This window comes from Burkholderia anthinoferrum, assembly GCF_002925705.1.
GTDB classification, from domain to species: Bacteria; Pseudomonadota; Gammaproteobacteria; order Burkholderiales; family Burkholderiaceae; genus Burkholderia; species Burkholderia semiarida.
This window is the reverse complement of sequence record NZ_LFZP01000045.1, coordinates 143,511-166,882: the sequence shown is the minus strand read 5'-3', so window position 1 is coordinate 166,882 and position 23,372 is coordinate 143,511. Positions and strand designations below refer to the sequence as shown.

Sequence of the window (23,372 nt, the reverse complement as noted above, 5' to 3'; positions counted from 1 at the left end):
TCTACGCAGGTGCGCATTTTCGGACCTCCGGGTATTTCCTAACGCGTTCAAACGGACATTCAGCATGGCACGGTTAGCACGACTCTACGTTCCCGACCAGCCGCAGCACGTGATACTGCGCGGCCTGGATCAGCAACCCGCGTTCGTCGACGACCAGGACTACGAACTCTTCATCGATTGCCTGAAGGCCGCCGCACGCGATCATCACCTGTCGGTGCATGCCTACGTGCTGCTGCCGCGCCAGGTGCAACTGCTCGTGACGCCGAGCGACGAGGCCAGCCTGCCGAAGGCGATGCAGGCCGTCGGCCGTCGCTACGTCGCGCATTTCAACCGGCGCTATTCGCGGCGCGGCACCCTGTGGGAAGGCCGCTATCGCGCGACGGTGATCGAAGGCGAGCGCTATTTCCTGCTCGCGAGCCGCGTGGTCGAGATGAGCCCGGTGCGTTCGCAGCTCGTCGCGACGCCCGAGGCCTATCGCTGGTCGAGCTACCGGCATCACGTCGGGCTCACCGTCGACAGCCTGATCACCGACCATCCGCTCTACTGGGCGCTCGGCAACACGCCGTTCGACCGCCAGCGCGCGTACAAGGAGCTGTGCGAGCAGCCGCTCGACGAGCGGCAGGCCGACCAGTTGCAGCAGGCGACGCTGAAGGGCTGGGTGCTCGGCGGCGAGAATTACCGCGAGTGGGCGGCGCGCACCGCCAACCGGCGCGTCTCGCCGTTGCCGCGCGGACGCCCCAGAAAGGTGCGCGAGAACACGCCGCCGATCCAGCAGTAATGCCGGAAAGGCGGGCCAGGAGCGGCGCTGCGGGCGCCGCTTCTTTTTGCACCAAAACGATACGTCCCCAATAAAACGGCACCGGATCGAGGCATTGGTTTAATTGGGGTTCGATCAAGCGGTTTTTGTTGCTATTCCCTTGATTCGTCGCGTATATTCCGAATTCCGGTGGCCCGGGCGAAGCTTGCCCAACCACTGTCGGCCGCGCCGTCTCCCTCGGGAAGCGGGATCGACGGCAACAAGAAAACGGTTCAACGGCCTCCAGGCCCCCTTTACGACGGTGTCCCCATGAACGACCACCAGCAGCCGCTCGCCGCGGTGCCCGCCGCACAAGGTCTGTACGACCCGCAAAACGAACACGACGCCTGCGGCGTCGGTTTCGTCGCTCACATCAAAGGCAAGAAGAGCCACGAGATCATCCAGCAGGGCCTGAAGATCCTCGAGAACCTCGATCACCGCGGCGCGGTCGGCGCCGATCCGCTGATGGGCGACGGCGCGGGCATCCTGATCCAGATTCCGGACGCGTTCTATCGCGAGGAAATGGCGAAGCAGGGCGTCGACCTGCCGCCGGCCGGCGAATACGGGGTCGGGATGATCTTCCTGCCGAAGGAAAACGCGTCGCGTCTCGCGTGCGAGCAGGAGCTCGAGCGCACGGTGAAGGCCGAAGGCCAGGTCGTGCTCGGCTGGCGCGACGTGCCGGTCGACCATGCGATGCCGATCTCGCCGACGGTCAAGGCGAGCGAGCCGCTGATCCGCCAGATCTTCATCGGGCGCGGCAAGGACATCATGGTGACGGACGCGCTCGAGCGGAAGCTGTACGTGATCCGCAAGACGGCGAGCCACCGCATCCAGGCGCTGAAGCTCAAGCACGGCAAGGAATACTTCGTGCCGTCGATGTCGGCGCGCACGGTCGTCTACAAGGGCCTGCTGCTGGCCGGCCAGGTCGGCGTGTACTACCGCGACCTGCAGGACGAGCGTGTCGTGTCCGCGCTCGCGCTCGTGCACCAGCGCTTCTCGACCAACACGTTCCCGGCGTGGGAACTCGCTCACCCGTACCGGATGATCGCGCACAACGGCGAGATCAACACCGTGAAGGGCAACGTGAACTGGCTGAACGCGCGTACCGGCGCGATCGCGTCGCACGTGCTCGCCGACGATCTGCCGAAGCTGTGGCCGCTGATCTACCCGGGCCAGTCGGACACCGCCTCGTTCGACAACTGTCTCGAGCTGCTGGTGATGGCCGGCTACCCGCTCGTGCACGCGGTGATGATGATGATCCCGGAAGCGTGGGAACAGCACACGCTGATGGACGAGAACCGCCGTGCGTTCTACGAATATCACGCCGCGATGATGGAGCCGTGGGACGGCCCGGCCGCGATCGCATTCACCGACGGCCGCCAGATCGGCGCGACGCTCGACCGTAACGGCCTGCGCCCGGCGCGCTACATCGTGACCGACGACGACCTCGTCATCATGGCGTCGGAAGCCGGCACGCTGCCGATCCCCGAATCGAAGATCGTCAAGAAGTGGCGCCTGCAGCCGGGCAAGATGTTCCTGATCGACATGGAACACGGCCGCATCATCGACGACAAGGAACTGAAGGACAACCTCGCGAACGCGAAGCCGTACAAGAGCTGGATCGACGCCGTGCGCATCAAGCTCGACGAGATCGAGCCGAAGGCCGAGGAAGTCGCGGCCGGCCGCACGCAGGGCGCCGCGCTGCTCGACCGCCAGCAGGCGTTCGGCTACACGCAGGAAGACCTGAAGTTCCTGATGGCGCCGATGGCGCAGCAGGGCGAGGAAGCCGTCGGTTCGATGGGCAACGACTCGCCGCTCGCGGTGATGTCGAACAAGAACAAGACGCTCTATCACTACTTCAAGCAACTGTTCGCGCAGGTGACGAACCCGCCGATCGACCCGATCCGCGAGAACATGGTGATGTCGCTCGTGTCGTTCATCGGCCCGAAGCCGAACCTGCTCGACACGAACAACATCAACCCGCCGATGCGGCTCGAAGTGTCGCAGCCGGTGCTCGACTTCAAGGACATCGCGAAGATCCGCGCGATCGACCAGTACACGGGCGGCAAGTTCAGCGCATACGAGCTGAACATCTGCTATCCGGTCGCGTGGGGCAAGGAAGGCATCGAGGCGCGCCTCGCGTCGCTGTGCGCGGAAGCCGTCGACGCGGTGAAGTCGGGCTACAACATCCTGATCGTGTCGGACCGCAAGACGGATGCCGAGCACGTCGCGATTCCGGCGCTGCTCGCCACGTCGGCGATCCACACGCACCTCGTCCAGCAAGGGCTGCGCACGAGCACGGGCCTCGTCGTCGAGACGGGCTCCGCCCGTGAAACGCACCACTTCGCGCTGCTCGCGGGCTACGGCGCGGAAGCCGTGCACCCGTACCTCGCGATGGAAACGCTCGCGAAGATGGCCGAGGGGCTGCCGGGCGACCTGTCGCCGGAGAAGGCCGTCTACAACTTCACGAAGGCGGTCGGCAAGGGCCTGCAGAAGGTGATGTCGAAGATGGGCATCTCGACGTACATGTCGTACACGGGCGCGCAGATCTTCGAAGCCCTTGGCCTGTCGAGCGACCTCGTCGAGAAGTACTTCAAGGGCACGGCGTCGAAGGTCGGTGGCATCGGCCTGTTCGAAGTCGCGGAAGAGGCGATCCGCCTGCACCGCGACGCATTCGGCGACAACCCGGTGCTGCGCGACATGCTCGACGCGGGCGGCGAGTACGCGTACCGCGTGCGCGGCGAAGACCACATGTGGACGCCGGATTCGATCGCGAAGCTGCAGCACGCGACGCGCAGCAACTCGTACCAGACGTACAAGGAATACGCGCACCTGATCAACGACCAGACCAAGCGTCACATGACGTTCCGCGGCCTGTTCGAGTTCAAGGTCGAGCCGACCAGGGCGATCCCGATCGAAAACGTCGAGCCGGCGAAGGAGATCGTCAAGCGCTTCGCGACGGGCGCGATGTCGCTCGGTTCGATCAGCACCGAAGCGCACGCGACGCTCGCGGTCGCGATGAACCGGATCGGCGGCAAGTCGAACACCGGCGAAGGCGGCGAGGACGAAAAGCGCTATCGCAACGAACTGCGCGGCATTCCGATCAAGGCGGGCGAGACGCTGAAGTCGGTGATCGGCGACGAGATCGTCAGCGACATTCCGCTGAAGGACGGCGATTCGCTGCGCTCGAAGATCAAGCAGGTCGCGTCGGGCCGCTTCGGCGTCACCGCCGAGTACCTCGCATCGGCCGACCAGATCCAGATCAAGATGGCGCAGGGCGCGAAGCCGGGCGAAGGCGGCCAGCTGCCGGGCCACAAGGTGTCCGAATACATCGGCAAGCTGCGTTACTCGGTGCCGGGTGTCGGCCTGATCTCGCCGCCCCCGCACCACGACATCTACTCGATCGAGGATCTGGCGCAACTGATCCACGACCTGAAGAACGTGAACCCGAGCGCGAGCATCTCCGTGAAGCTCGTGTCGGAAGTGGGCGTGGGCACGGTCGCGGCCGGCGTCGCGAAGGCAAAGGCCGATCACGTCGTGATCGCCGGCCATGACGGCGGCACGGGCGCATCGCCGCTGTCGTCGGTCAAGCACGCGGGCACGCCGTGGGAACTCGGCCTCGCCGAAACGCAGCAGACGCTGGTGCTGAACCGCCTGCGCGGCCGCATCCGCGTGCAGGCCGACGGCCAGATGAAGACGGGCCGCGACGTCGTGATCGGCGCGCTGCTCGGCGCGGACGAATTCGGCTTCGCGACGGCGCCGCTCGTCGTCGAGGGCTGCATCATGATGCGCAAGTGCCACCTGAACACGTGCCCGGTCGGCGTCGCGACGCAGGACCCGGTGCTGCGTGCGAAGTTCAAGGGCCAGCCCGAGCACGTCGTGAACTACTTCTTCTTCGTCGCCGAGGAAGTGCGCGAGATCATGGCGCAGCTCGGCATCGCGAAGTTCGACGACCTGATCGGCCGCGCCGACCTGCTCGATACGCGCAAGGGCATCGAGCACTGGAAGGCGAAGGGCCTCGACTTCTCGCGCGTGTTCTACCAGCCGGAAGAGTGCGAGGACGTCGCGCCGCGTCACGTCGACGTGCAGGATCACGGCCTCGAGCGCGCGCTCGACCACGTGCTGATCGAGAAGGCGAAGGCCGCGATCGAGAACGGCGAGCATGTGTCGTTCATCCAGCCGGTGCGCAACGTGAACCGGACGGTCGGCGCGATGCTGTCGGGCGTGATCGCGAAGAAGCACGGCCACGACGGCCTGGCCGATGACGCGGTGCACATCCAGCTGAAGGGCACGGCCGGCCAGAGCTTCGGCGCGTTCCTCGCGAAGGGCGTGACGCTCGACCTCGTCGGCGACGGCAACGACTACGTCGGCAAGGGCCTGTCGGGCGGCCGGATCATTATCCGTCCGACCAACGACTTCCGCGGCAAGTCCGAGGAAAACATCATCTGCGGCAACACGGTGATGTACGGCGCGATCGAAGGCGAAGCCTTCTTCCGCGGCGTGGCCGGCGAGCGCTTCTGCGTGCGCAACTCGGGCGCGACGGCGGTCGTCGAAGGCACGGGCGACCACGGCTGCGAATACATGACGGGCGGCACGGTCGTCGTGCTCGGCGAGACGGGGCGCAACTTCGCGGCCGGCATGTCGGGCGGCCTCGCGTACATCTACGATCCGGAAGGCACGTTCGCGGCGAAGTGCAACAAGTCGATGGTCGCGCTCGAGCCGGTGCTGCAGCAGGCCGAGCAGGAGCGCACGGTCGACCGCGCGCTCTGGCACGCAGGCACGACCGACGAAGCGCTGCTCAAGGGGCTCGTCGAGCGTCATTTCCAGTTCACGGGTTCGCCGCGCGCGAAGTCGCTGCTGGAAAACTGGGACGCGGCGCGCCGCCAGTTCGTGAAGGTGTTCCCGCACGAATACAAGCGCGCGCTGGGCGAGATCGGTGCGAAGAAGGCGGCGAAGGAAGTGCTGGCCGCCTGAGCGACGAACGACATAGCGAATGCCGCGCGCGCCTGACGGCCGCGCGCGGCTCCCCCACCCGATACACCGAACAGAAGAGCACCTTATGGGCAAGGCAACCGGTTTTCTGGAGTTCGAACGCCGCCACGAGGCGTACGAAGCACCGCTCACGCGCGTGAAGCACTACAAGGAATTCGTCGCGGCACTGACCGACGCGGACGCGAAGGTCCAGGGCGCGCGCTGCATGGATTGCGGCATCCCGTTCTGCAACAACGGCTGCCCGGTCAACAACATCATCCCGGACTTCAACGATCTCGTTTACCGCCAGGACTGGCAGCAGGCGATCGAAGTCCTGCACTCGACCAACAACTTCCCGGAGTTCACGGGCCGCATCTGCCCGGCGCCGTGCGAAGCGGCGTGTACGCTTGGGATCAACAACGATCCGGTCGGCATCAAGTCGATCGAGCACGCGATCATCGACAAGGCCTGGGCGGAAGGCTGGGTGAAGCCGCAGCCGGCCGCGCACAAGACGGGCAAGAAGGTCGCGGTCGTCGGTTCGGGCCCTGCGGGCCTCGCCGCCGCGCAGCAGCTCGCGCGTGCCGGTCACGACGTGACGGTGTTCGAGAAGAACGATCGCATCGGCGGCCTGCTGCGTTACGGGATTCCCGACTTCAAGCTCGAGAAGTGGCTGATCGACCGCCGCATGCGTCAGATGGAGGCGGAAGGCGTGACGTTCCGCACCAGCGTGTTCATCGGCAAGGATCCGCTGCCCGAGTCGATCGGCAGCCTCGCGAAGGAAACCATTTCGCCGGACACGCTGAAGGAAGAATTCGACGCGGTCGTGATCGCCGGCGGTTCGGAAACGCCGCGCGACCTGCCGGTGCCGGGCCGCGAGCTCGCGGGCGTGCATTTCGCGATGGACTTCCTGCCGCAGCAGAACCGCGTGAACGCAGGCGACAAGCTCCCCGACCAGTTGCTGGCGAAGGGCAAGCACGTGATCGTGATCGGCGGCGGCGATACGGGTTCGGACTGCGTCGGCACGTCGAACCGTCACGGCGCGAAGCAGGTCACGCAGTTCGAGCTGCTGCCGCAGCCGCCGGAAGAGGAAAACAAGCCGCTCGTGTGGCCGTACTGGCCGATCAAGCTGCGCACGTCGTCGTCGCACGAGGAAGGCTGCGAGCGCGACTGGGCGGTCGCGACGAAGCGTCTCGAAGGCAGGAACGGCAAGGTCGAGAAGCTGATCGCGGTGCGCGTCGAGTGGAAGGACGGCAAGATGCAGGAAGTGCCGGGTTCCGAGTTCGAGATGAAGGCCGACCTCGTGCTGCTCGCGATGGGCTTCACGCAGCCGGCGGCGCCGGTGCTCGACGCGTTCGGCGTCGCGAAGGATGCGCGCGGCAATGCGCGCGCGGCGACCGAAGGCGATCGTTCGTACTACACGTCGGTCGACAAGGTGTTCGCGGCAGGCGACATGCGTCGCGGCCAGTCGCTCGTGGTCTGGGCGATCCGCGAAGGCCGCCAGTGCGCGCGCTCGGTCGATGCGTACCTGATGGGGCATTCGGAACTGCCGCGCTGAGTCGAAGCGCGAGCGGGTTTCGTGAAAGCCGGGCGTCCGAGAGGGCGCCCGGTTTTTTTTATGGTCTGCGCATGGCGGGGCCGATGTTCTTCAGCTTCCGAGGCCGGCCGCGCGCTTGTCCGCGATGCCGGCCCTCCTCGCCATTTGCCCATAGCGTCGCCTAATCTGATGACATCCGGCGTCGATTTTTCGTCATCTCAATTTCTTTCATTTTGTAATAATCCTTGAAAACTGTCATATCATGTTGCCCCTCCGGCCGCATTCGCGCGGTCGCCGCACATGACTGACCGTATTTACAAGGATTCTGGATGGAAGCATTCGTGCAAGGGCTGATCGACGCCGTCAACGGCGTGTTGTGGAACTACGTGCTGATCGCACTGCTGCTCGGCGTGGGCGCGTGGTTCACGCTGCGGTTCCGGATGATCCAGCTGAAGGCGCTGCTCCTGAGCGTGAAGCTGGTCGGCAGCAAGGGCGAGCCGGGCAGCATCTCGTCGTTCCAGGCGTTCGCGACCGGGCTCGCGAGCCGCGTCGGCACCGGCAACATCGCCGGCGTCGCGGTCGCGCTGACGGTCGGCGGGCCGGGCGCGATCTTTTGGATGTGGATGACCGCGCTCGTCGGGATGTCGTCCGCGTTCGTCGAGGCGACGCTCGCGCAGATCTTCAAGGTGTCGCACCCGGACGGCAGTTATCGCGGCGGCCCCGCGTACTACATCCAGACGGGCCTGCGCTCGCGCGGCTTCGGCGTGCTGTTCTCGCTGTCGCTGATCCTCGCGTTCGGCTTCGTGTTCAACGCGGTGCAGGCCAATGCGATCGCCGACGCGTTCCATACGTCGTTCGGCTGGAGCCGCGAGACGGTCGGCCTCGGCCTCGTGCTGCTGTCCGCACCGATCATCTTCGGCGGCATCCGCCGCATCGCGACGGTCGCGCAGGTGATCGTGCCGCTGATGGCGATCGGCTACCTCGCGCTCGCGGTCTACGCGGTCGCGACGCACATCGCGCTGGTGCCCGGCGTGATCGCGCTGATCGTGAAGAGCGCGTTCGGCCTCGAGCAGGCGGCGGGCGGCCTGACGGGCTATGCGGTCAGCCAGGCGGTCGCGATGGGCGTGAAACGCGGGCTGTTCTCGAACGAAGCCGGCATGGGCAGCGCGCCGAACGCGGCGGCGACCGCCAGCACGCGGCATCCGGTCGTGCAGGGGCTGATCCAGATGCTCGGCGTGTTCGTCGACACGATCGTGATCTGCAGCGCGACCGCGTTCGTGATCCTGCTGTCCGGCCAGTACGAGCTGGGCACCGGCATGGAAGGCGCGGCGCTCACGCAGCGCGCGATCGCGGGCCACGTCGGCGACTGGGGCGGCATCTACATGGCGTTCGCGATCTTCTTCTTCGCGTACTCGTCGGTGATCGGCAACTACGCGTATGCGGAAGGCAACGTCGAATTCATCACGAAGCGGCGCGGCGTGCTGCCGCTGTTCCGCATCGCCGTGCTCGGCATGGTGATGTTCGGCAGCGTCGGGCAACTGCCGCTCGTATGGGCGATGGCCGATACGAGCATGGGGCTGATGGCGATCATCAACCTGATCGCGATCCTCGCGCTTGGCAAGTACGCGCACGCCGCGTGGGCCGACTATCGCCGCCAGCGTGCGGCAGGCGTCGCCGATCCGGTGTTCACGCGCAACACGATCCCCGAACTCGCGCGCGTGCTGCCGGCCGACGTGTGGGGCGAGCACGGCCCGTTGCCGCAGCGTCCGGCGGCGGCCGATGTGGCGCGCGCGCCGCGCGCGGTGGCGAACGAGTCATGAACGGCGACCGGCTGCGCGTGTTCGTCGCGCTGATGCCCGATGCGGCATCGCGCGACGCGCTGCACGCGTTGCCGGTCACCCGTGGCGCGCGGCGCCCGCTGCCTGCGCAATTGCATATGACGCTCGCGTTCGTCGGCGCGATCGAACGGGCGCGGTGCGACGCGCTGGCCGCTTGCTTGCCGGCGCTCGCGGCCGAGCATGCGCTGCCGTCGATGCCGGTCGAACGGATCGCGTGGTGGCCGAGCCTGCCGCGCGCACGGCTGATCGTCGCGGAACTGGCCGCCGAACCGGCGTGCGCGGCGTTGAATGCCGCGCTGTCGGCGACGCTGCGCGAGCTTGGCGTGCCGGCCGACCGGCGGCCGTTCCGCCCGCACGTGACGCTCGCGCGGCTGCCGCACGATGCGCTCGGGCAGCCGGCGCACGGCGGTGCGGTGAAACGGCCGGTCGCGTTGCGGTTCGACGCGCTCACCCTGTTCGAAAGCCGGCTGTCGCACGAAGGTGTGTCGCATCGGCCGATCGTGTCGGTGCCGATTGCACGGGCGGACGGCGCGGCAGCGGGTTGAGCCGGACCGGCGATGCCTCGCGCGGGCCGGTCACGCTTGCGGTGATGTCGCAGCCAGGCGTGTCGCGGCATCGCGTCGCCAATGCTGCCCGAGGTCCGGGCTAGCGCCCGTAGCGCGCGAGCGTCAGCCCGGCCAGATCGATCTCCGGCGTCCGTCCGGTGACGAGATCCGCGACCACCTGTCCCGACCCCATCGACATCGCCCAGCCCGTCGAGCCGTGGCCGACGTTGAGCCAGAGGCCGTCGATTCCGCTCGCGCCGAGCAGCGGCGGGCCGTCGGGCGTCATCGGCCGGCGGCCGACCCAGAAACGCGCCGACGCGCGATCGGCCGCGTGCGGGAACCAGTCGTCGAGCACCTTCATCAGCGTATCGAGCGCCTGCTGCCGCAATGCCGCGCGGCGGTTGCCGAGCTCCGCGGTGCCGGCGACGCGCAGCGTCGGGCCGAAGCGCGTGATCGCGGTCTTCAGCGATTCGTCCATCAGCGCGGCGCACGGCGCCTTTTCATCGTCGACGACCGCGAGCGTGGCCGAGTAGCCCTTCACCGGATACAGCGGCACGTCGATGCCGTGCGGCCGCAGCAGGCCCGCGCTGTCGACGCCGAGCGCGACGACGATCGCGTCGGCGGCGAGCAGCGCATCGCGCCGGGCGGCGGCGCCTGGGCCGAGCGAGTCGACCCGCACGCCGCGCACCTTGCCGCTCGCGACATCGAGCGCGCGAATCGCGGTGCGAAACCGGAACGTCACGCCGTTCGCTTCGCACAGCGCCCGCAATTCGCGCGTGAAGCGCGCGCAGTCGCCCGCTTCGTCGTCGGGCAGGTAGATACCGCCGACGGGCGGCTGCCGCGCTCAGCGCAGGCCCGGTTCGATCGCGGTGCAGCCGGCGGCATCCAGTTCGCGAAACGCGATGCCGGCGTCGCGCAGCACCTTCAGCGCGGGCTGCGCCATCTCGACGTCGAACGCGCCGCGCAGCAGTTGCAGGTAGCCGCGGCTCGCGCCGTAGTCGAATGGATGACGTTCGCGAAACGCATGCAGGCACGCGCGGCTGTAATACGCGATGCGCTGCATCCGCTGCTTGTTCACGCGAAACCGCTCGAATTCGCATTCGCGCAGCCAGCGCGCGATCCAGCGCCACTGCGCGGCATCGAGCGTCGGCCGGAAGATCAGCGGCGACGCGGGCTTGAACAGATATTTGAGGATCTTGCCGGGCATCCCGGGCGCGGCCCACGGCGTCACGTAGCCGGGCGCGATCACGCCTGCGTTGCCGAGGCTCGTCGCTTGCGCGACGTCGGCCTCGCGTTCGATCACGGTGACGTCGCAGCCTGCTTCGCGCAGGTGCCAGGCGGTGGTGACGCCGATCACGCCGGCGCCGAGAACGATCACGTGCATGCGGTGTCCGGAACGAAACGGTGGCTCACGACGCGACGGCCGGATCGTCGGCGAGCGACTTGCCGCGCGTTTCCGGCAGCACGAGCGCCGCGACGATCACGAGCAGGTAACCGCCGCCCGCGACGAGGCCGATCGCCTTCACGAGCGACATCGACTGCGACAGCGCGCCGACGAGAATCGGGAAGAACGAGCCCAGCCCGCGGCCGAGGTCGTAGCAGAAGCCCTGGCCCGAGCCGCGGATCGCGCCCGGATACAGCTCCGACAGATACGCGCCGACGCCCGCGAAGATGCCCTGCACGACGATGCCGAGCGGGAAGCCGAGCAGCAGCATCGCGGTATCGGTGATCGGCAGCATCGTGTACGCCATGCCGAGCGAGAACGAGCCGACCGCGAACAGGATGAACGACGCGCGGCGGCCGAGCCGGTCGGACAGGATCGCGCCGACCACGTAGCCGACGAACGAACCGACGATCAGCACGACCAGATAGCCGCTCGTGTTGAATACCGACAGGTGGCGCACGGTTTTGAGATAGGTGGGCAGCCACGTCGTGATCGCGTAGTAGCCGCCGAGCATGCCGGTGCACAGCGCGCTGCCGAACAGCGTCGCACGCAGGTGCGGCGGCGAGAAGATCTCGAGGAAATGGCCCGACACGCGGCCTTCGTCGCGCGCGCGGCGCGTGGCCGTGTAGATGTCGGGATCGCTGACGTTGCGGCGGATGTAGAGAATCCACAGCGCGGGCACGATGCCGATCCAGAAGCACGCGCGCCACGCGACCTGCTCGGGCAGCAGCGCGAAGAACGCCCAGTAGAGGATCGCGGCCGCGCCCCAGCCGAACGACCAGCTGCTCTGCACGGTGCCGACGGCCTTCGCGCGATGCTCGGGCGAGCGGATCGTCTCGGCCATCATGATCGTCACGACCGACCATTCGCCGCCGAAACCGAAACCCTGCAGCGTGCGCGTCGCAAGGAGCTGCCAGAACGAATGCGTGAAGCCGGACAGGCACGTGAACAGCGCGAACGTCGCGATCGTCCACTGCAGCACGCGCACGCGGCCGTAGCGGTCGGCGAGGATGCCGGCGACCCAGCCGCCGATCGCCGACGAGATCAGCGAGCTCGTCGCGATCATCCCGGCCTCGCTCTTCGTCATGCCCCAGGTGGCGATCAGCGTCGGAATGAGGAACGAATAGATCATGAAGTCGAACGCATCGACCGCATAGCCGCCGAAGCCGGCATACAGCGTCCGGCGTTCGCGCGTCGATAGTTCGTTGAACCACTGGAATGCCTGCATGCTTGCCGCCCCCTGTCGCCTCGTCTGGTCCCGCGCTGCCGCGTCGCGGCTATTTTACGGGCGCGTTCTTGCGCGCCAAAAAGGCGGATGCAGGGGCGTGCGGAAAAGCAGGAGGACGAAGACGCGTCAGAGCGTCAGGCCGCCATCGACGTGGATGACCTGGCCGGTGATCTGGCGCGCCGCGTCCGACAGCAGGAACGCGATCAGCGCGGCGACGTCGCCGGGCTCGGCGATCCGGCCGAGCGGCGTCGCCTGTTCGGCCTGCGTCCACGCGGCGGCGTTGCCGGCGCTCGGCCCGTGATCCTTGCGCGTGAAGCCCGGCGCGACCGCGTTGACGGTGATGCCGTGCGCGGCGAATTCGGCGGCCGCGGTGCGCACCAGCGATTCGAGCGCCGCTTTCGCGGCGGCGGTGGCCGCGAACGGCGCATCGGCGCGGTAGCGGTGCGCGACGAACGAACTGACCGCGACGATCCGCGGTGCGGCCGACGCTTCGAGCAGCGGCCGCGCGCGGCCCGCGAGCGCGGAGAATGCGCCGGGCATCGCCGCGAAGGCGGACGCGAGCGCGCCCGCGGAAAGATCGGAAAAGGATTGCCGTGCGGCGAAACCGGCGTTCGCGACGAGTTGATCGAGCCCGCCGAAGCGCGTGGCGGCTGCGTCGACGAGCGCGGCGGCAACACCCGGCTCGCCGAGATCGCCGGTCAGCGTCAGGCATTCCGCGCCGGCCGCCGTGCACGCATGGGCGACGTCGGCGAGCCGCGCGCGTGCCGCATCGTCCGCGCCGCGCGCATGCAGCGCCAGCGCGACGCCGGGCGCCGCGAGCCGCCGCGCGAGCGCCGCGCCGATCCCCGAACCTGCGCCGGTGATCAGCGCGATCCGTGCGACGTGCGCGGCGCGTGCGCTCACGCGGCGACCTTGTCGTCGTCGTTCACGCGCTCGACGTTGATCGTGCCGACGTGGAACGCGGCGAGCGACTCGCGGTGCGCGATGCTGACGATCGCTGCCTTCGGCAGCCGTTCGGCGAACAGGTGATAGAGGCGCGCTTCGTTGTCGGCGTCGAGCGCGCTGGTCGCTTCGTCGAGGAACAGGAAGTCGGGCTTGTGCAGCAGCACGCGCGCGCCGGCCAGACGCTGCTGCTCGCCCGGCGACAGCACGCGGGTCCAGTGCGCGGTTTCGTCGAGGCGCTCGACGTAATCCTCGAGGCGGCACGCGCGCAGCGCGTCGCGGCACGCTTCGTCGCTGAACGTGTCGGGCGTCGCCGGGTAGGTGAGCGCGGCTTTCAGCGTGCCGATCGGCAAGTAGCTCGTTTGCGGCACGAACATCATCCGCGCGCCGACCGGCGCGTCGATCGCGCCGTCGCCGAACGGCCACAGGCCCGCGAGCGCGCGCATGAACGTGCTCTTGCCTGAACCGGACTTGCCGACCACGAGCCAGCGCGAGCCGGGCTCGATCGTGACGTCGCCGATGTTGGCGAGCGCGTTGCCGTTCGGCAGCGCGAGCTTGAGCGACGACGTGGACAGCTTCGCGGCGTCGATGTAGTGCAGGTTGATGCCGCCGTGCTCGGTCGCGGGCGACAGGCTTTCCTTCAGGTGCGACGTGCCCATCACGCGCTTGAATTCGCGCAGACGGTTGACGGTGGCGCGCCATTCGACGAGCGAGCCGTAACTATTGATGAACCACGAAAACGAGTCGCTGACACTACCGAAGGCCTGCGAAATCTGCATCAGTGTTCCGAACGAGAAGGCACCTGCGAAGTATGCGGGGGCCGCTGCGATCAACGGAAAGATATTCGCGACTTGGCTGTAGAAATTCAACACGAAGTTCAGCCGCATTGTGTACTTCATCAGTCGCCACCAGTTGTCACGGATTCGACCGAAAAGTTGTCGCGCATTATTGCCTTCGAAATCGGCGCCGTCATAGAACGCGATCTGTTCGGCGTTTTCTCGTACGCGAATCATACCGAAGCGAAAGTCGGCTTCGACACGCTGTTGCTGGTAGTTGATCGACACAAGCGGATGGCCGGCCCGATGCATTAGGTAAGAGCCAACTAGCGCATATATTGCAGCGACCCACACCATGTAGCCCGGAATGACGATAGACGTACCACCGATCGGAACGGTCAGCGGACCGGCCAGGGTCCACAGGATCACGGTGAATGACGCAAGCGATGCAACAGTCGACAACAGATCAAGCGACAGCGAGAGCGAAGTGGTTGCGAACGCTTGAAGGTCATCGGTGATGCGCTGGTCGGGGTTGTCGGTCAATCGGTCCCGCTCGATCCGATAGAACGCACGGTCATTCAACCATTCATCGAGGAATCGGTTAGTGAGCCATTGCCGCCAGCGGAACGAAAGCATCTGGGTCAGATAGCGGCGGAACACGAACAGAATAATGGCGCCAAACGCGATGGCACAGAATTCCAGCATCAGATGTGGAAAGTGCTGTGCATCCTTTGCCTGCAATGTGTTCGTGAATCGTCCGTACCATCCGTTGAAGCGCACGCTTAGCCATACGCTCGCGAAGTTCATTGTGATGATCGTGACCAGCAGCCCCCACGCGATTTTCCATTCGGACGACACCCAGTAGGGCTTGATGAGGCTCCATGCGGATACCGGGCGCTCGTCCTGCGGCGCGTCGGAGGCGGAGCGGACGGGATCGATCGATTGGGTCATGTGCTTCCTGATGATGAGCCGGCGCGCGGGCCGGGTGAAACCGGGGCGCGCGCCGCGATACGGCATGCCGGGGCGCGGCGCCGACTGACGGCGGGCGTCCGGATGGTCGCCCGTGCGTCTTAAACGGCACTTAAAAACCGGCGGTGACGCGGCAACCGGCCGCTCGCGCGGCCGGCCTGCGGGCATTGTGCCAGAGCGGCGCAACACGCCGGCGAATTTGCCGCAACGGGGACAGTTTGCGGCGCTTTCCGCTTTTATGGTCTAATGGCCGACGACGAAACAGGGGTGCTTCGTGACGCAGCCGGCGGATGTTCCGGGCAGCGCGGCGAGGCTGAGAAAGACCCTTCGCACCCGATCCGGGTAATACCGGCGAGGGAAGTTTCTGATCCCGCCGGGCCGCGCTGGCCGCCATCCCACATGGTCAGCGCCCGAGTCCCGCCCGGCCGGCCTTTGCTGCCGGTTTCGTCCTTTTGGGTACGCGCATTGCGCGTTACGGAAGGAATGATGACCGCACAATCTTCAGTCTTTTGCCCGGTTCCCGGCCCGATGTCGCGTGCGTTCGCATGCGGCGGCGCGCACGCGTCGACGTTCGTCGCGCGTGAGCGCGCGGAGGGCGGGCGATGAACGTCCGGGACGCACGGCCCGATTTCGCGGTGCTCGGCGGCGGCCTCGTCGGCCGCCTGATCGCATGGCGGCTCGCCGGCGACGGCCTTCGCGTCGCGCTCTACGAGCGCGGCGGCCCGGACGGCGAGCAGTCGGCCGCGTGGGTCGCGGCCGCGATGCTCGCCCCGCTCGCGGAAGCCGCGAGCGCGGAGCTGCTGATCACCGAGCTCGGCGCCGCGTCGCTCGCGCGCTGGCCGCAGTGGCTAGCGGAACTGCCCGACCCCGTCTTCTTCCAGCATCACGGCACGCTCGTCGTCTGGCATCAGGCCGACCGCGCGGAGGCGCCGCTGTTCGAGCGGCGCGTGCGTGCGAACGCGCCGGCCGAGCTGTTCGATGGCGGCTTCGTGACGCTGGCCGGTGCGCAGGTCGACGCGGCCGAACCCGCGCTCGCGGGCCGCTTCGCACGCGGGCTGCTGCTGCCGCGCGAAGGCCAGCTCGACAACCGTCAGGCGCTGCGCGCGCTGGCGGCGGGCCTCGCGCAGCGCGGCGTCGAAACGCACTGGCACGCGTCGGTCGACGACACGAACCCGCCCGCCGCGCATTTCACGATCGATTGCCGCGGGCTCGGCGCGAAACCCGCGCTGCCGGCGCTGCGCGGCATCCGCGGCGAGGTCGCGCGCGTGCATGCGCCCGGCATCGGGCTCACGCGGCCCGTGCGGCTGCTGCATCCACGCTATCCGCTGTACGTCGCGCCGAAGCAGGACGATCTCTATGTGATCGGCGCGACCGAGGTGGAGGGCGAGGACATGTCGCCCGTCAGCGTGCGTTCCGCGCTCGAACTGCTGAGCGCGGCGTTTTCCGTGCATCCGGCGTTCGGCGAGGCACGCATCCTCGAACTCAACGCGCAATGCCGGCCGACGCTGCCCGATCATCGCCCGGCCGTGATCTGGGACGGCGCGTCGACGCTCGCCGTCAACGGCCTGTACCGGCATGGCTTCATGATCGCGCCGGAAGTCGCGCAGGCGGCCGTCGCGTTCGCGCAGGCCGCGCTCGGCGGCGCGCTCGGCGATCCCGACGCGTTCGCCGCGTGGCGCGCCGCCGCCCGCTGGCCGACCCTGCTTCATCACCGTAACGACGCGCGCCAGCCGGCCTGACGCGCGCCGCCGACCGAATCCGACCGAGCCTCATGGATATCCAGATCAATCAACAGACCCTGACGCTGCCCGACGGCGCGACGGTGGCCGACGCATTGGCCGCGTACGGCGCGCGTCCGCCGTACGCGGTCGCGCTGAACGGCAACTTCGTCGCGCGCACGCAGCATGCGGCGCGCGCGCTCGCGGCGGGCGACAAGCTCGACGTCGTGCACCCCGTCGCGGGCGGCTGAGCGCCGCCGGTTCGTCCCCGCTCTTCCAGGAAAACGACATGACGTCCCCCACCTCCGCCGACGCGCTCACGCTGTACGGCGTAACCTTCGCAAGCCGCGTGCTGCTCGGCACGTCGCGCTATCCGTCGCTGCAGTCGCTGTCCGATTCGATCGCCGCGTCGCGCCCCGGAATGGTGACGGTCGCGCTGCGCCGGCAGATGACGGGCGGCACGGCCGAAGCCGGCTTCTTCGACCTGCTCAAGCGCCACGCGGTGCCGCTGCTGCCGAACACGGCCGGCTGCCAGACCGTCGCCGAAGCGGTGACCACCGCGCACATGGCGCGCGAGGTATTCGATACCGACTGGATCAAGCTCGAACTGATCGGCGACGACTACACGCTGCAGCCCGACCCGGTCGGGCTGATCGAAGCCGCGGCGCAACTGGTCAAGGACGGCTTCAAGGTGCTGCCGTACTGCACCGAGGATCTCGTGATCGGCCGGCGCCTGCTCGACGTCGGCTGCGAGGCGCTGATGCCGTGGGGCGCGCCGATCGGCACCGGCAAGGGCGTCGTGAATCCGTACGGTCTGCGCGTGCTGCGCGAACGGCTGCCGGACGTGCCGCTGATCGTCGACGCGGGGCTCGGCGTGCCGTCGCACGCGTGTCAGGTGATGGAGTGGGGCTTCGACGGCGTGCTGCTGAATACGGCCGTGTCGCAGGCCACGCACCCGGAAATCATGGCGCGCGCGTTCGCGCAGGGCGTCGAGGCGGGCCGCGCCGCGTATCTCGCCGGCCCGATGGATGCGCGCGAGACCGCGCACGCGAGCACGCCGGTCGTCGGGATGCCGTTCTGGCACCAGGACGGGGGCGGCGCATGAGCGCGCGCTTCGCCGATGCGTTCTGGCCGCCCGCCGACGAACTGGCCGAAGCGGCCGAGCGGATTCGCGCACGGCTCGGCGACTGGCCGGAGGGTGGCGCGGCGCCGTGGCGGCTCTGCGTGGCGGCGCCCGACGTGCCGGCCGACGGCGACGTGCTGATCGTGTCGGCGGGCGACCGTGCCGCGCAGGCGCGTGCGTCGGCCGTGTCGCGGCCTGCGTCGCCGGACGCGGTGGCGATCGAATTCGACGAGGGCGGCGCCGTGCTGCATGCGGCCGGCGTGCGCTACGCGCTCGACGCCGCGCATCCGCTCGCGGACGACTGGATCGCGGCGCTCGCCGCGTTCCTCGATTGCGGCTTCGCGCCGGTCGACGCGCTGGTGCTCGCGCTGGCGTGGCGTGACGGCGACGAGACGCGCGCCGCCGACGCATGGCCGGTCGATGCCGCGCGATTCCCGCGTGTCGCCGGGCTGCCGCCTGCGCCGGAACCGGCGTTCGCGCCGTGCCCCGCGCGGCTCGGCCTCTATCCGGTCGTGCCGAGCGCCGCATGGGTCGAGCGCGTGCTCGACGGCGGCGCGCGAACCGTGCAATTGCGCGTGAAGGATGCGGCGCCGGACGCGCTGCGCCGGGAAATCGCGCGCGCGGTCGCGGCGGGGCGCCGCTATCCCGATGCGCGCGTGTTCATCAACGATCACTGGCAGATCGCAGTAGAAGAAGGCGCGTACGGCGTCCATCTCGGCCAGGAGGACCTCGAAACGGCCGACCTGGCCGCGATCGCGCGCGCGGGCCTGCGGCTCGGACTTTCGAGCCACGGTTATTATGAGATGTTGCGCGCGCTGCACGCGCGGCCGAGCTATCTCGCGCTCGGCCCCGTGTACGCGACCGCGACGAAGGCCGTCGCCGCGCCGCCGCAGGGCCTCGCGCGGATTGCCCGCTACGCGCGCTTCGCCCGGGCGCGCGCGCCGCTCGTCGCGATCGGCGGGGTCGGGCTCGACACGCTGCCGGCCGTGCTGGGCACGGGCGTCGGCGGCGTCGCGGTGGTCAGCGCGGTCACGGGCGCGGCCGATTATCGGACGGCGCTTATTGCACTGCAGCAGTGCTTTGCCGGACAATTTGACAATCATTGACCGCAGGGCCCGGAACGGCGTCACGACATCATTCCAATGCAGGCCCTATAATTCGGCGTTCTGCGTAAAAGGACTGTCAGCTCCGTGAGCCCCACTCCTACCGAGACCCTGCTGGAACTTCGCGACGTCGACTTCGGCTATGGCGACCGCCTCGTCCTGTCCAACCTGAACCTGCGCTTCGGGCGCGGGCAGGTCGTCGCGGTCATGGGCGGCTCGGGTTGCGGCAAGACCACCGTGCTGCGCCTGATCGGCGGCCTCGTGCGTGCGCGCCGCGGCCAGGTGCTGTTCGACGGCGCCGACGTCGGCGCGCAAACGCGCGACGGCCTGTACGCGCTGCGCCGCAAGATGGGCATGCTGTTCCAGTTCGGCGCGCTGTTTACCGACATGTCGGTGTTCGAGAACGTCGCGTTCGCGCTGCGCGAGCATACCGACCTGCCCGAAGACCTGATCCGCGACCTCGTGCTGATGAAGCTCAACGCGGTCGGGCTGCGCGGCGCGCGCGACCTGATGCCGTCCGAGGTGTCGGGCGGGATGGCGCGCCGCATCGCGCTGGCGCGCGCGATCGCGCTCGATCCGCAGCTCATCATGTACGACGAGCCGTTCGCGGGCCTCGATCCGATCTCGCTCGGCATCACCGCGAACCTGATCCGCACGCTGAACCAGGCGCTCGGCGCGACGTCGATCCTCGTCACGCATGACGTGCCGGAATCGTTCGCGATCGCCGACTACGTGTATTTTCTGGCCAATGGCGGCGTGCTCGCGCAGGGCACGCCCGACGAGCTGCGCGCGTCGACCGATCCGAGCGTGCGGCAATTCATCGACGGCGCGCCGGACGGCCCGTTCAAATTTCATTACACGAGCCCGCCGCTGGCAGCGGATTTCGGGCTCGGCGGAGGGCGCGCATGATCAGCGCGATCGGACGTTACGTCATCGGCGGCCTCGAGCGGGCGGGCTACGGCACGCGCCTGTTCGTGCGCCTCGTGCTGGAATTCTTCCCGCTGCTGCGCCGGCCGCGGCTCGTCACGAAGCAGATCCACTTCCTCGGCAACTATTCGTTCGTGATCATCGCCGTGTCGGGGCTGTTCGTCGGCTTCGTGCTCGGCCTGCAGGGGTATTACACGCTGAACCGCTACGGTTCCGAGCAGGCGCTCGGCCTGCTGGTCGCGCTGTCGCTCGTGCGCGAGCTCGGGCCGGTCGTCACCGCGCTGCTGTTCGCGGGCCGCGCGGGCACGTCGCTCACGGCCGAGATCGGCCTGATGAAGGCCGGCGAGCAACTTACCGCGCTCGAGATGATGGCGGTCGACCCGATCAAGAACGTGATCGCGCCGCGCATGTGGGCCGGCATCATCGCGATGCCGCTGCTGGCCGCGATCTTCAACGCGGTCGGCGTGCTCGGCGGTTACTTCGTCGGCGTCGTGCTGATCGGCGTCGATCCGGGCGCGTTCTGGTCGCAGATGCAGGGCGGGGTCCAGGTGTGGGCCGACGTCGGCAACGGCGTGATCAAGAGCATCGTGTTCGGGTTCGCCGTGACCTTCATTGCACTGTTTCAAGGGTATGAAGCGAAGCCCACGCCCGAAGGCGTGTCGCGCGCGACCACCAAGACGGTCGTGTTCGCGTCGCTCGCCGTACTCGGCCTCGATTTCCTGCTGACCGCGCTGATGTTCAGCTAAGCCTCAGCCAAGCCAAATTTTGGGATGACGATGAAAAAGACTGCTCTCGACTTCTGGGTCGGCCTGTTCGTGGTGGTGGGCTTCCTCGCGGTGCTGTTCCTGGCGCTGAAGGTCGGCAACATGAGCTCGCTGTCGTTTCAGCCGACCTACTCGGTGAGAATGAAATTCGACAACATCGGCGGTCTGAAGCCGCGCGCGGCCGTGAAGAGCGCGGGCGTCGTGGTCGGCCGCGTGAAGTCGATCGGGTTCGATACCAACACCTACCAGGCGGTCGTCACGATCGACGTCGACGGTCAGTATCAATTCCCGAAGGATTCGTCGGCGAAGATCCTGACGTCCGGCCTGCTCGGCGAGCAATATATCGGCCTCGATCCGGGCGGCGACACCGAAATGCTGAAGGCCGGCGATACCATCACGATGACGCAATCGGCGATCGTGCTCGAGAACCTGATCGGCCAGTTCCTGTACAGCAAGGCCGCCGACGCGGGCGGCGCGAAGCCGGCAGCCGGGGCACCGGCGGCGCCCGCCGCGCCCGCGCCGGTGGCGGTGCCGGCGTCCGCGGTGTCCGGCGCTGCAGCCCAATAACCACACGAGAGAAAGACAAGAGGGTAATGACCATGCACACGATCCGCATCAGGCACGCCGCGCTGGCGGTTGCGGCAGTCGCCGCGTTGAGCGGCTGCGCGACCGTGCAGACGCCGACCAAGGGCGATCCGCTCGAAGGCTTCAACCGGACGATGTACAAGTTCAACGACACGGTCGACACGTACGCGCTGAAGCCGGTCGCGAAGGGTTACCAGTACGTGGTGCCGCAGCCGGTGCGTGACAGCGTGACGAACTTCTTCTCGAACATCGGCGACGTCTACATCGCGGCGAACAACATCGTGCAGTTGCGGATCGCCGACGGCGTCGGCGACATCATGCGCGTCGTGATCAACACGGTGTTCGGCGTCGGCGGCCTGTTCGACGTCGCGACGATCGCGAAGCTGCCGAAGCACACGGCCGACTTCGGGATCACGATGGGCCGCTACGGCATGCCGTCGGGCCCGTACCTCGTGCTGCCGCTGCTCGGCCCGAGCACGCTGCGCGACACGGCCGGCCTCGGCGTCGACTACGTCGGCAACCCGCTCACCTACGTGAAGCCGGACGGCCTGAGCTGGGGCCTGTTCGGCGTGAACCTCGTCAACACGCGCGCGAACCTGCTCGGCGCGGGCGACGTGCTGGATGCCGCGGCGCTCGACAAGTATTCGTTCGTGCGCAATGCGTATCTGCAGCGCCGCCAGATGCTGATCAGCAACGCGCGCGGCGAGGCCGCCGCGACGTCGAGCAACGACGCGCTGCCGAAGTACGACTTGCCGGAAGACGGCGCGGCACCGGCGGCAGCCGGCGCGGCCGGTACGGCGGGCGCGGCGGCGGTGGGCGGGGCGGCGCCGGCGGGCGCATCGGGCGCGGCGGTTGCCGCGCCGGCCTCGGGCACGGCCGAAGCGCCGAACCCGGCCAGCGAGACGAACGTACCGGCGATGCAGGTGGCGCCGCCGTCGCCGGGCGGGCTCCGGTTCCCGAGCATCCGGCTGCACTGACGGGCTTACATTCGTTACAGCCGGAAACGATTCAGTCGGTAGCGTAGGCGAACTTGCGCGTAAGCTACCTGCTCCAACCTTCGCATCGACTCATTCATGCAGGCCACTATGATGAAAAAACTGTTCCTGATCCCCGTTTTCGCGGCGCTGTTCTCGTTCGGCGGCGCAGCTCACGCGCAAGTCGACCAGTCGAACCCGCAAGCGCTGATCAAGACGGCGACGCAGCAGGTCCTCGACGAAGTCAAGCAGCAGACGATCAAGCAGGGCGACACCAACCGCATCATCTCGATCGTCAACAAGGACATCCTGCCGTACACCGATTTCCGCCGCACGACGCAGCTCGCGATGGGCCGCAACTGGCGCACGGCGACGGCCGAGCAGCAGCAGCAGGTTCAGGAGCAGTTCAAGCTGCTGCTGATCCGCACGTATTCGGGCGCACTCGCGCAACTGAAGCCCGACCAGCAGATCCAGTACCCGCCGTTCCGCGCCGATCCGGCCGATACCGACGTGGTGGTCAAGACGGTCGCGATGAACAACGGCCAGCCGGTCCAGATCGATTACCGCCTGTACAAGACGGCGAACGGCTGGAAGGTGTACGACCTGAACGTGCTCGGCGCATGGCTGATCCAGACGTACCAGCAGCAGTTCAACGAGAAGATCCAGCAAAGCGGCGTGGACGGCCTGATCAAGTTCCTGACGCAGCGCAACCAGGAGCTTGCCGCGGGCAAGCAGGCGTCGTGAGCGGCTTCGAAGCCGGCTCCTCGCTGACCGTCGCGAGCGCGAAGTCCGCGCTCGCGGACGGTCTTGCGCGCATCGGCGCGGGCGCGACCGCCGTCGATTGCGCGGCGCTCGCGCAGTTCGACTCGTCCGCGCTCGCCGTGCTGCTCGCATGGCAACGTGCCGCCAAGGCGCGCGGCGTGGCCCTCGACATCCTCAATCTCCCTCCGAAGCTCGCCAGCCTCGCGCGCGCCTACGGCGTCGACGCGCTCATCGAAGGCGCCGGGCGACATTGACCCTGTCCGACCGAAGCCTGCCGCGCCAGCCGGCGCGCGCACGCTTCAGGCCGCGCGCCGTCGGCGCCGGCTCCCCCAGCCGGTTTGCCCTATAATCAAGCGTTTTGCGGGGCAGCCAA

Annotated in this window: 18 protein-coding genes, 1 pseudogene and 1 riboswitch; of the genes and pseudogenes, 15 read left to right on the top strand and 4 right to left on the bottom strand. The window is 67.9% G+C overall.

What is annotated here, in order from left to right; translation table 11 throughout:
- The first annotated feature begins 64 nt into the window (after window positions 1-64).
- The 5 genes from C5F75_RS17290 to thpR all read left to right on the top strand — a co-directional run bounded on the left by C5F75_RS17290 (window position 65) and on the right by thpR (window position 9,684).
- Window positions 65-778, top strand: a complete 714-nt coding sequence (locus C5F75_RS17290) for a transposase (RefSeq protein ID WP_027783329.1) — start codon at window positions 65-67, stop codon at window positions 776-778.
- Between the two features lie 288 nt (window positions 779-1,066).
- A complete protein-coding gene (locus C5F75_RS17280; RefSeq protein ID WP_104012481.1) occupies window positions 1,067-5,770 on the top strand; it encodes a glutamate synthase-related protein in 4,704 nt (1,567 codons plus the stop codon).
- A gap of 85 nt (window positions 5,771-5,855) precedes the next feature.
- Window positions 5,856-7,322: a glutamate synthase subunit beta gene (locus tag C5F75_RS17275; protein WP_104012480.1), complete on the top strand. Its 1,467-nt coding sequence runs from the start codon at window positions 5,856-5,858 to the stop codon at window positions 7,320-7,322.
- 308 nt (window positions 7,323-7,630) lie between these two features.
- Window positions 7,631-9,121, top strand: coding sequence for an alanine/glycine:cation symporter family protein (locus C5F75_RS17270; protein WP_059577291.1), 1,491 nt, complete (start codon window positions 7,631-7,633; stop codon window positions 9,119-9,121).
- Window positions 9,118-9,684, top strand: a complete 567-nt coding sequence (gene thpR, locus C5F75_RS17265; RefSeq protein ID WP_059577289.1) for an RNA 2',3'-cyclic phosphodiesterase — start codon at window positions 9,118-9,120, stop codon at window positions 9,682-9,684. The genes C5F75_RS17270 and thpR overlap by 4 nt, the downstream gene beginning before the upstream one ends.
- Before the next feature lie 100 nt (window positions 9,685-9,784).
- Here the strand turns inward: thpR and C5F75_RS17260 are convergent.
- From C5F75_RS17260 to C5F75_RS17245, 4 genes and pseudogenes are all read right to left on the bottom strand, one after another.
- Window positions 9,785-11,068 (bottom strand): annotated as a pseudogene (locus C5F75_RS17260) (D-amino acid dehydrogenase).
- A gap of 25 nt (window positions 11,069-11,093) precedes the next feature.
- The gene (locus C5F75_RS17255; protein ID WP_104012479.1) at window positions 11,094-12,356 is read right to left on the bottom strand and encodes an MFS transporter; all 1,263 of its coding nucleotides are present in this window, start codon (window positions 12,354-12,356) and stop codon (window positions 11,094-11,096) included.
- A gap of 126 nt (window positions 12,357-12,482) precedes the next feature.
- Window positions 12,483-13,259 carry an SDR family NAD(P)-dependent oxidoreductase gene (locus tag C5F75_RS17250; protein WP_104012478.1) on the bottom strand — a complete coding sequence of 259 codons (777 nt, stop codon included), beginning with the start codon at window positions 13,257-13,259 and terminating at the stop codon, window positions 12,483-12,485.
- Window positions 13,256-15,025 (bottom strand): ABC transporter ATP-binding protein/permease, encoded by a 1,770-nt coding sequence (locus C5F75_RS17245; RefSeq protein WP_059577278.1) that lies wholly within the window; start codon window positions 15,023-15,025, stop codon window positions 13,256-13,258. Before C5F75_RS17245 ends, C5F75_RS17250 begins: the two co-directional genes overlap by 4 nt.
- A gap of 271 nt (window positions 15,026-15,296) precedes the next feature.
- Window positions 15,297-15,420, top strand: a riboswitch (TPP riboswitch).
- A 225-nt stretch (window positions 15,421-15,645) separates the two neighbouring features.
- Between C5F75_RS17245 and C5F75_RS17235 the strand changes: the two genes are divergently transcribed.
- The 10 genes from C5F75_RS17235 to C5F75_RS17190 all read left to right on the top strand — a co-directional run bounded on the left by C5F75_RS17235 (window position 15,646) and on the right by C5F75_RS17190 (window position 23,253).
- Window positions 15,646-16,782 carry an FAD-dependent oxidoreductase gene (locus C5F75_RS17235; protein ID WP_104012477.1) on the top strand — a complete coding sequence of 379 codons (1,137 nt, stop codon included), beginning with the start codon at window positions 15,646-15,648 and terminating at the stop codon, window positions 16,780-16,782.
- Window positions 16,783-16,814: 32 nt separating this feature from the next.
- Entirely contained in the window at window positions 16,815-17,012 is a 198-nt protein-coding gene (gene thiS, locus C5F75_RS17230; protein ID WP_027783340.1) for a sulfur carrier protein ThiS, read from the top strand.
- Between the two features lie 38 nt (window positions 17,013-17,050).
- Entirely contained in the window at window positions 17,051-17,866 is an 816-nt protein-coding gene (locus C5F75_RS17225) for a thiazole synthase (RefSeq protein ID WP_059577272.1), read from the top strand.
- Window positions 17,863-18,990, top strand: a complete 1,128-nt coding sequence (thiE, locus tag C5F75_RS17220) for a thiamine phosphate synthase (RefSeq protein ID WP_104012476.1) — start codon at window positions 17,863-17,865, stop codon at window positions 18,988-18,990. The genes C5F75_RS17225 and thiE overlap by 4 nt, the downstream gene beginning before the upstream one ends.
- An 84-nt stretch (window positions 18,991-19,074) precedes the next feature.
- Complete coding sequence (locus C5F75_RS17215) at window positions 19,075-19,896, top strand: ABC transporter ATP-binding protein (protein WP_006477138.1); 822 nt, start codon at window positions 19,075-19,077, stop codon at window positions 19,894-19,896.
- Window positions 19,893-20,660 carry a lipid asymmetry maintenance ABC transporter permease subunit MlaE gene (mlaE, locus tag C5F75_RS17210; protein ID WP_050013133.1) on the top strand — a complete coding sequence of 256 codons (768 nt, stop codon included), beginning with the start codon at window positions 19,893-19,895 and terminating at the stop codon, window positions 20,658-20,660. The genes C5F75_RS17215 and mlaE overlap by 4 nt, the downstream gene beginning before the upstream one ends.
- Before the next feature lie 24 nt (window positions 20,661-20,684).
- Window positions 20,685-21,245 (top strand): outer membrane lipid asymmetry maintenance protein MlaD, encoded by a 561-nt coding sequence (mlaD, locus tag C5F75_RS17205; protein WP_059577270.1) that lies wholly within the window; start codon window positions 20,685-20,687, stop codon window positions 21,243-21,245.
- Window positions 21,246-21,277: 32 nt separating this feature from the next.
- Complete coding sequence (locus C5F75_RS17200) at window positions 21,278-22,240, top strand: MlaA family lipoprotein (RefSeq protein WP_059640236.1); 963 nt, start codon at window positions 21,278-21,280, stop codon at window positions 22,238-22,240.
- Window positions 22,241-22,351: 111 nt separating this feature from the next.
- The gene (locus tag C5F75_RS17195; RefSeq protein WP_059577402.1) at window positions 22,352-22,981 is read left to right on the top strand and encodes an MlaC/ttg2D family ABC transporter substrate-binding protein; all 630 of its coding nucleotides are present in this window, start codon (window positions 22,352-22,354) and stop codon (window positions 22,979-22,981) included.
- Window positions 22,978-23,253, top strand: coding sequence for an STAS domain-containing protein (locus C5F75_RS17190; protein WP_099316008.1), 276 nt, complete (start codon window positions 22,978-22,980; stop codon window positions 23,251-23,253). The genes C5F75_RS17195 and C5F75_RS17190 overlap by 4 nt, the downstream gene beginning before the upstream one ends.
- Window positions 23,254-23,372: the final 119 nt, after the last annotated feature.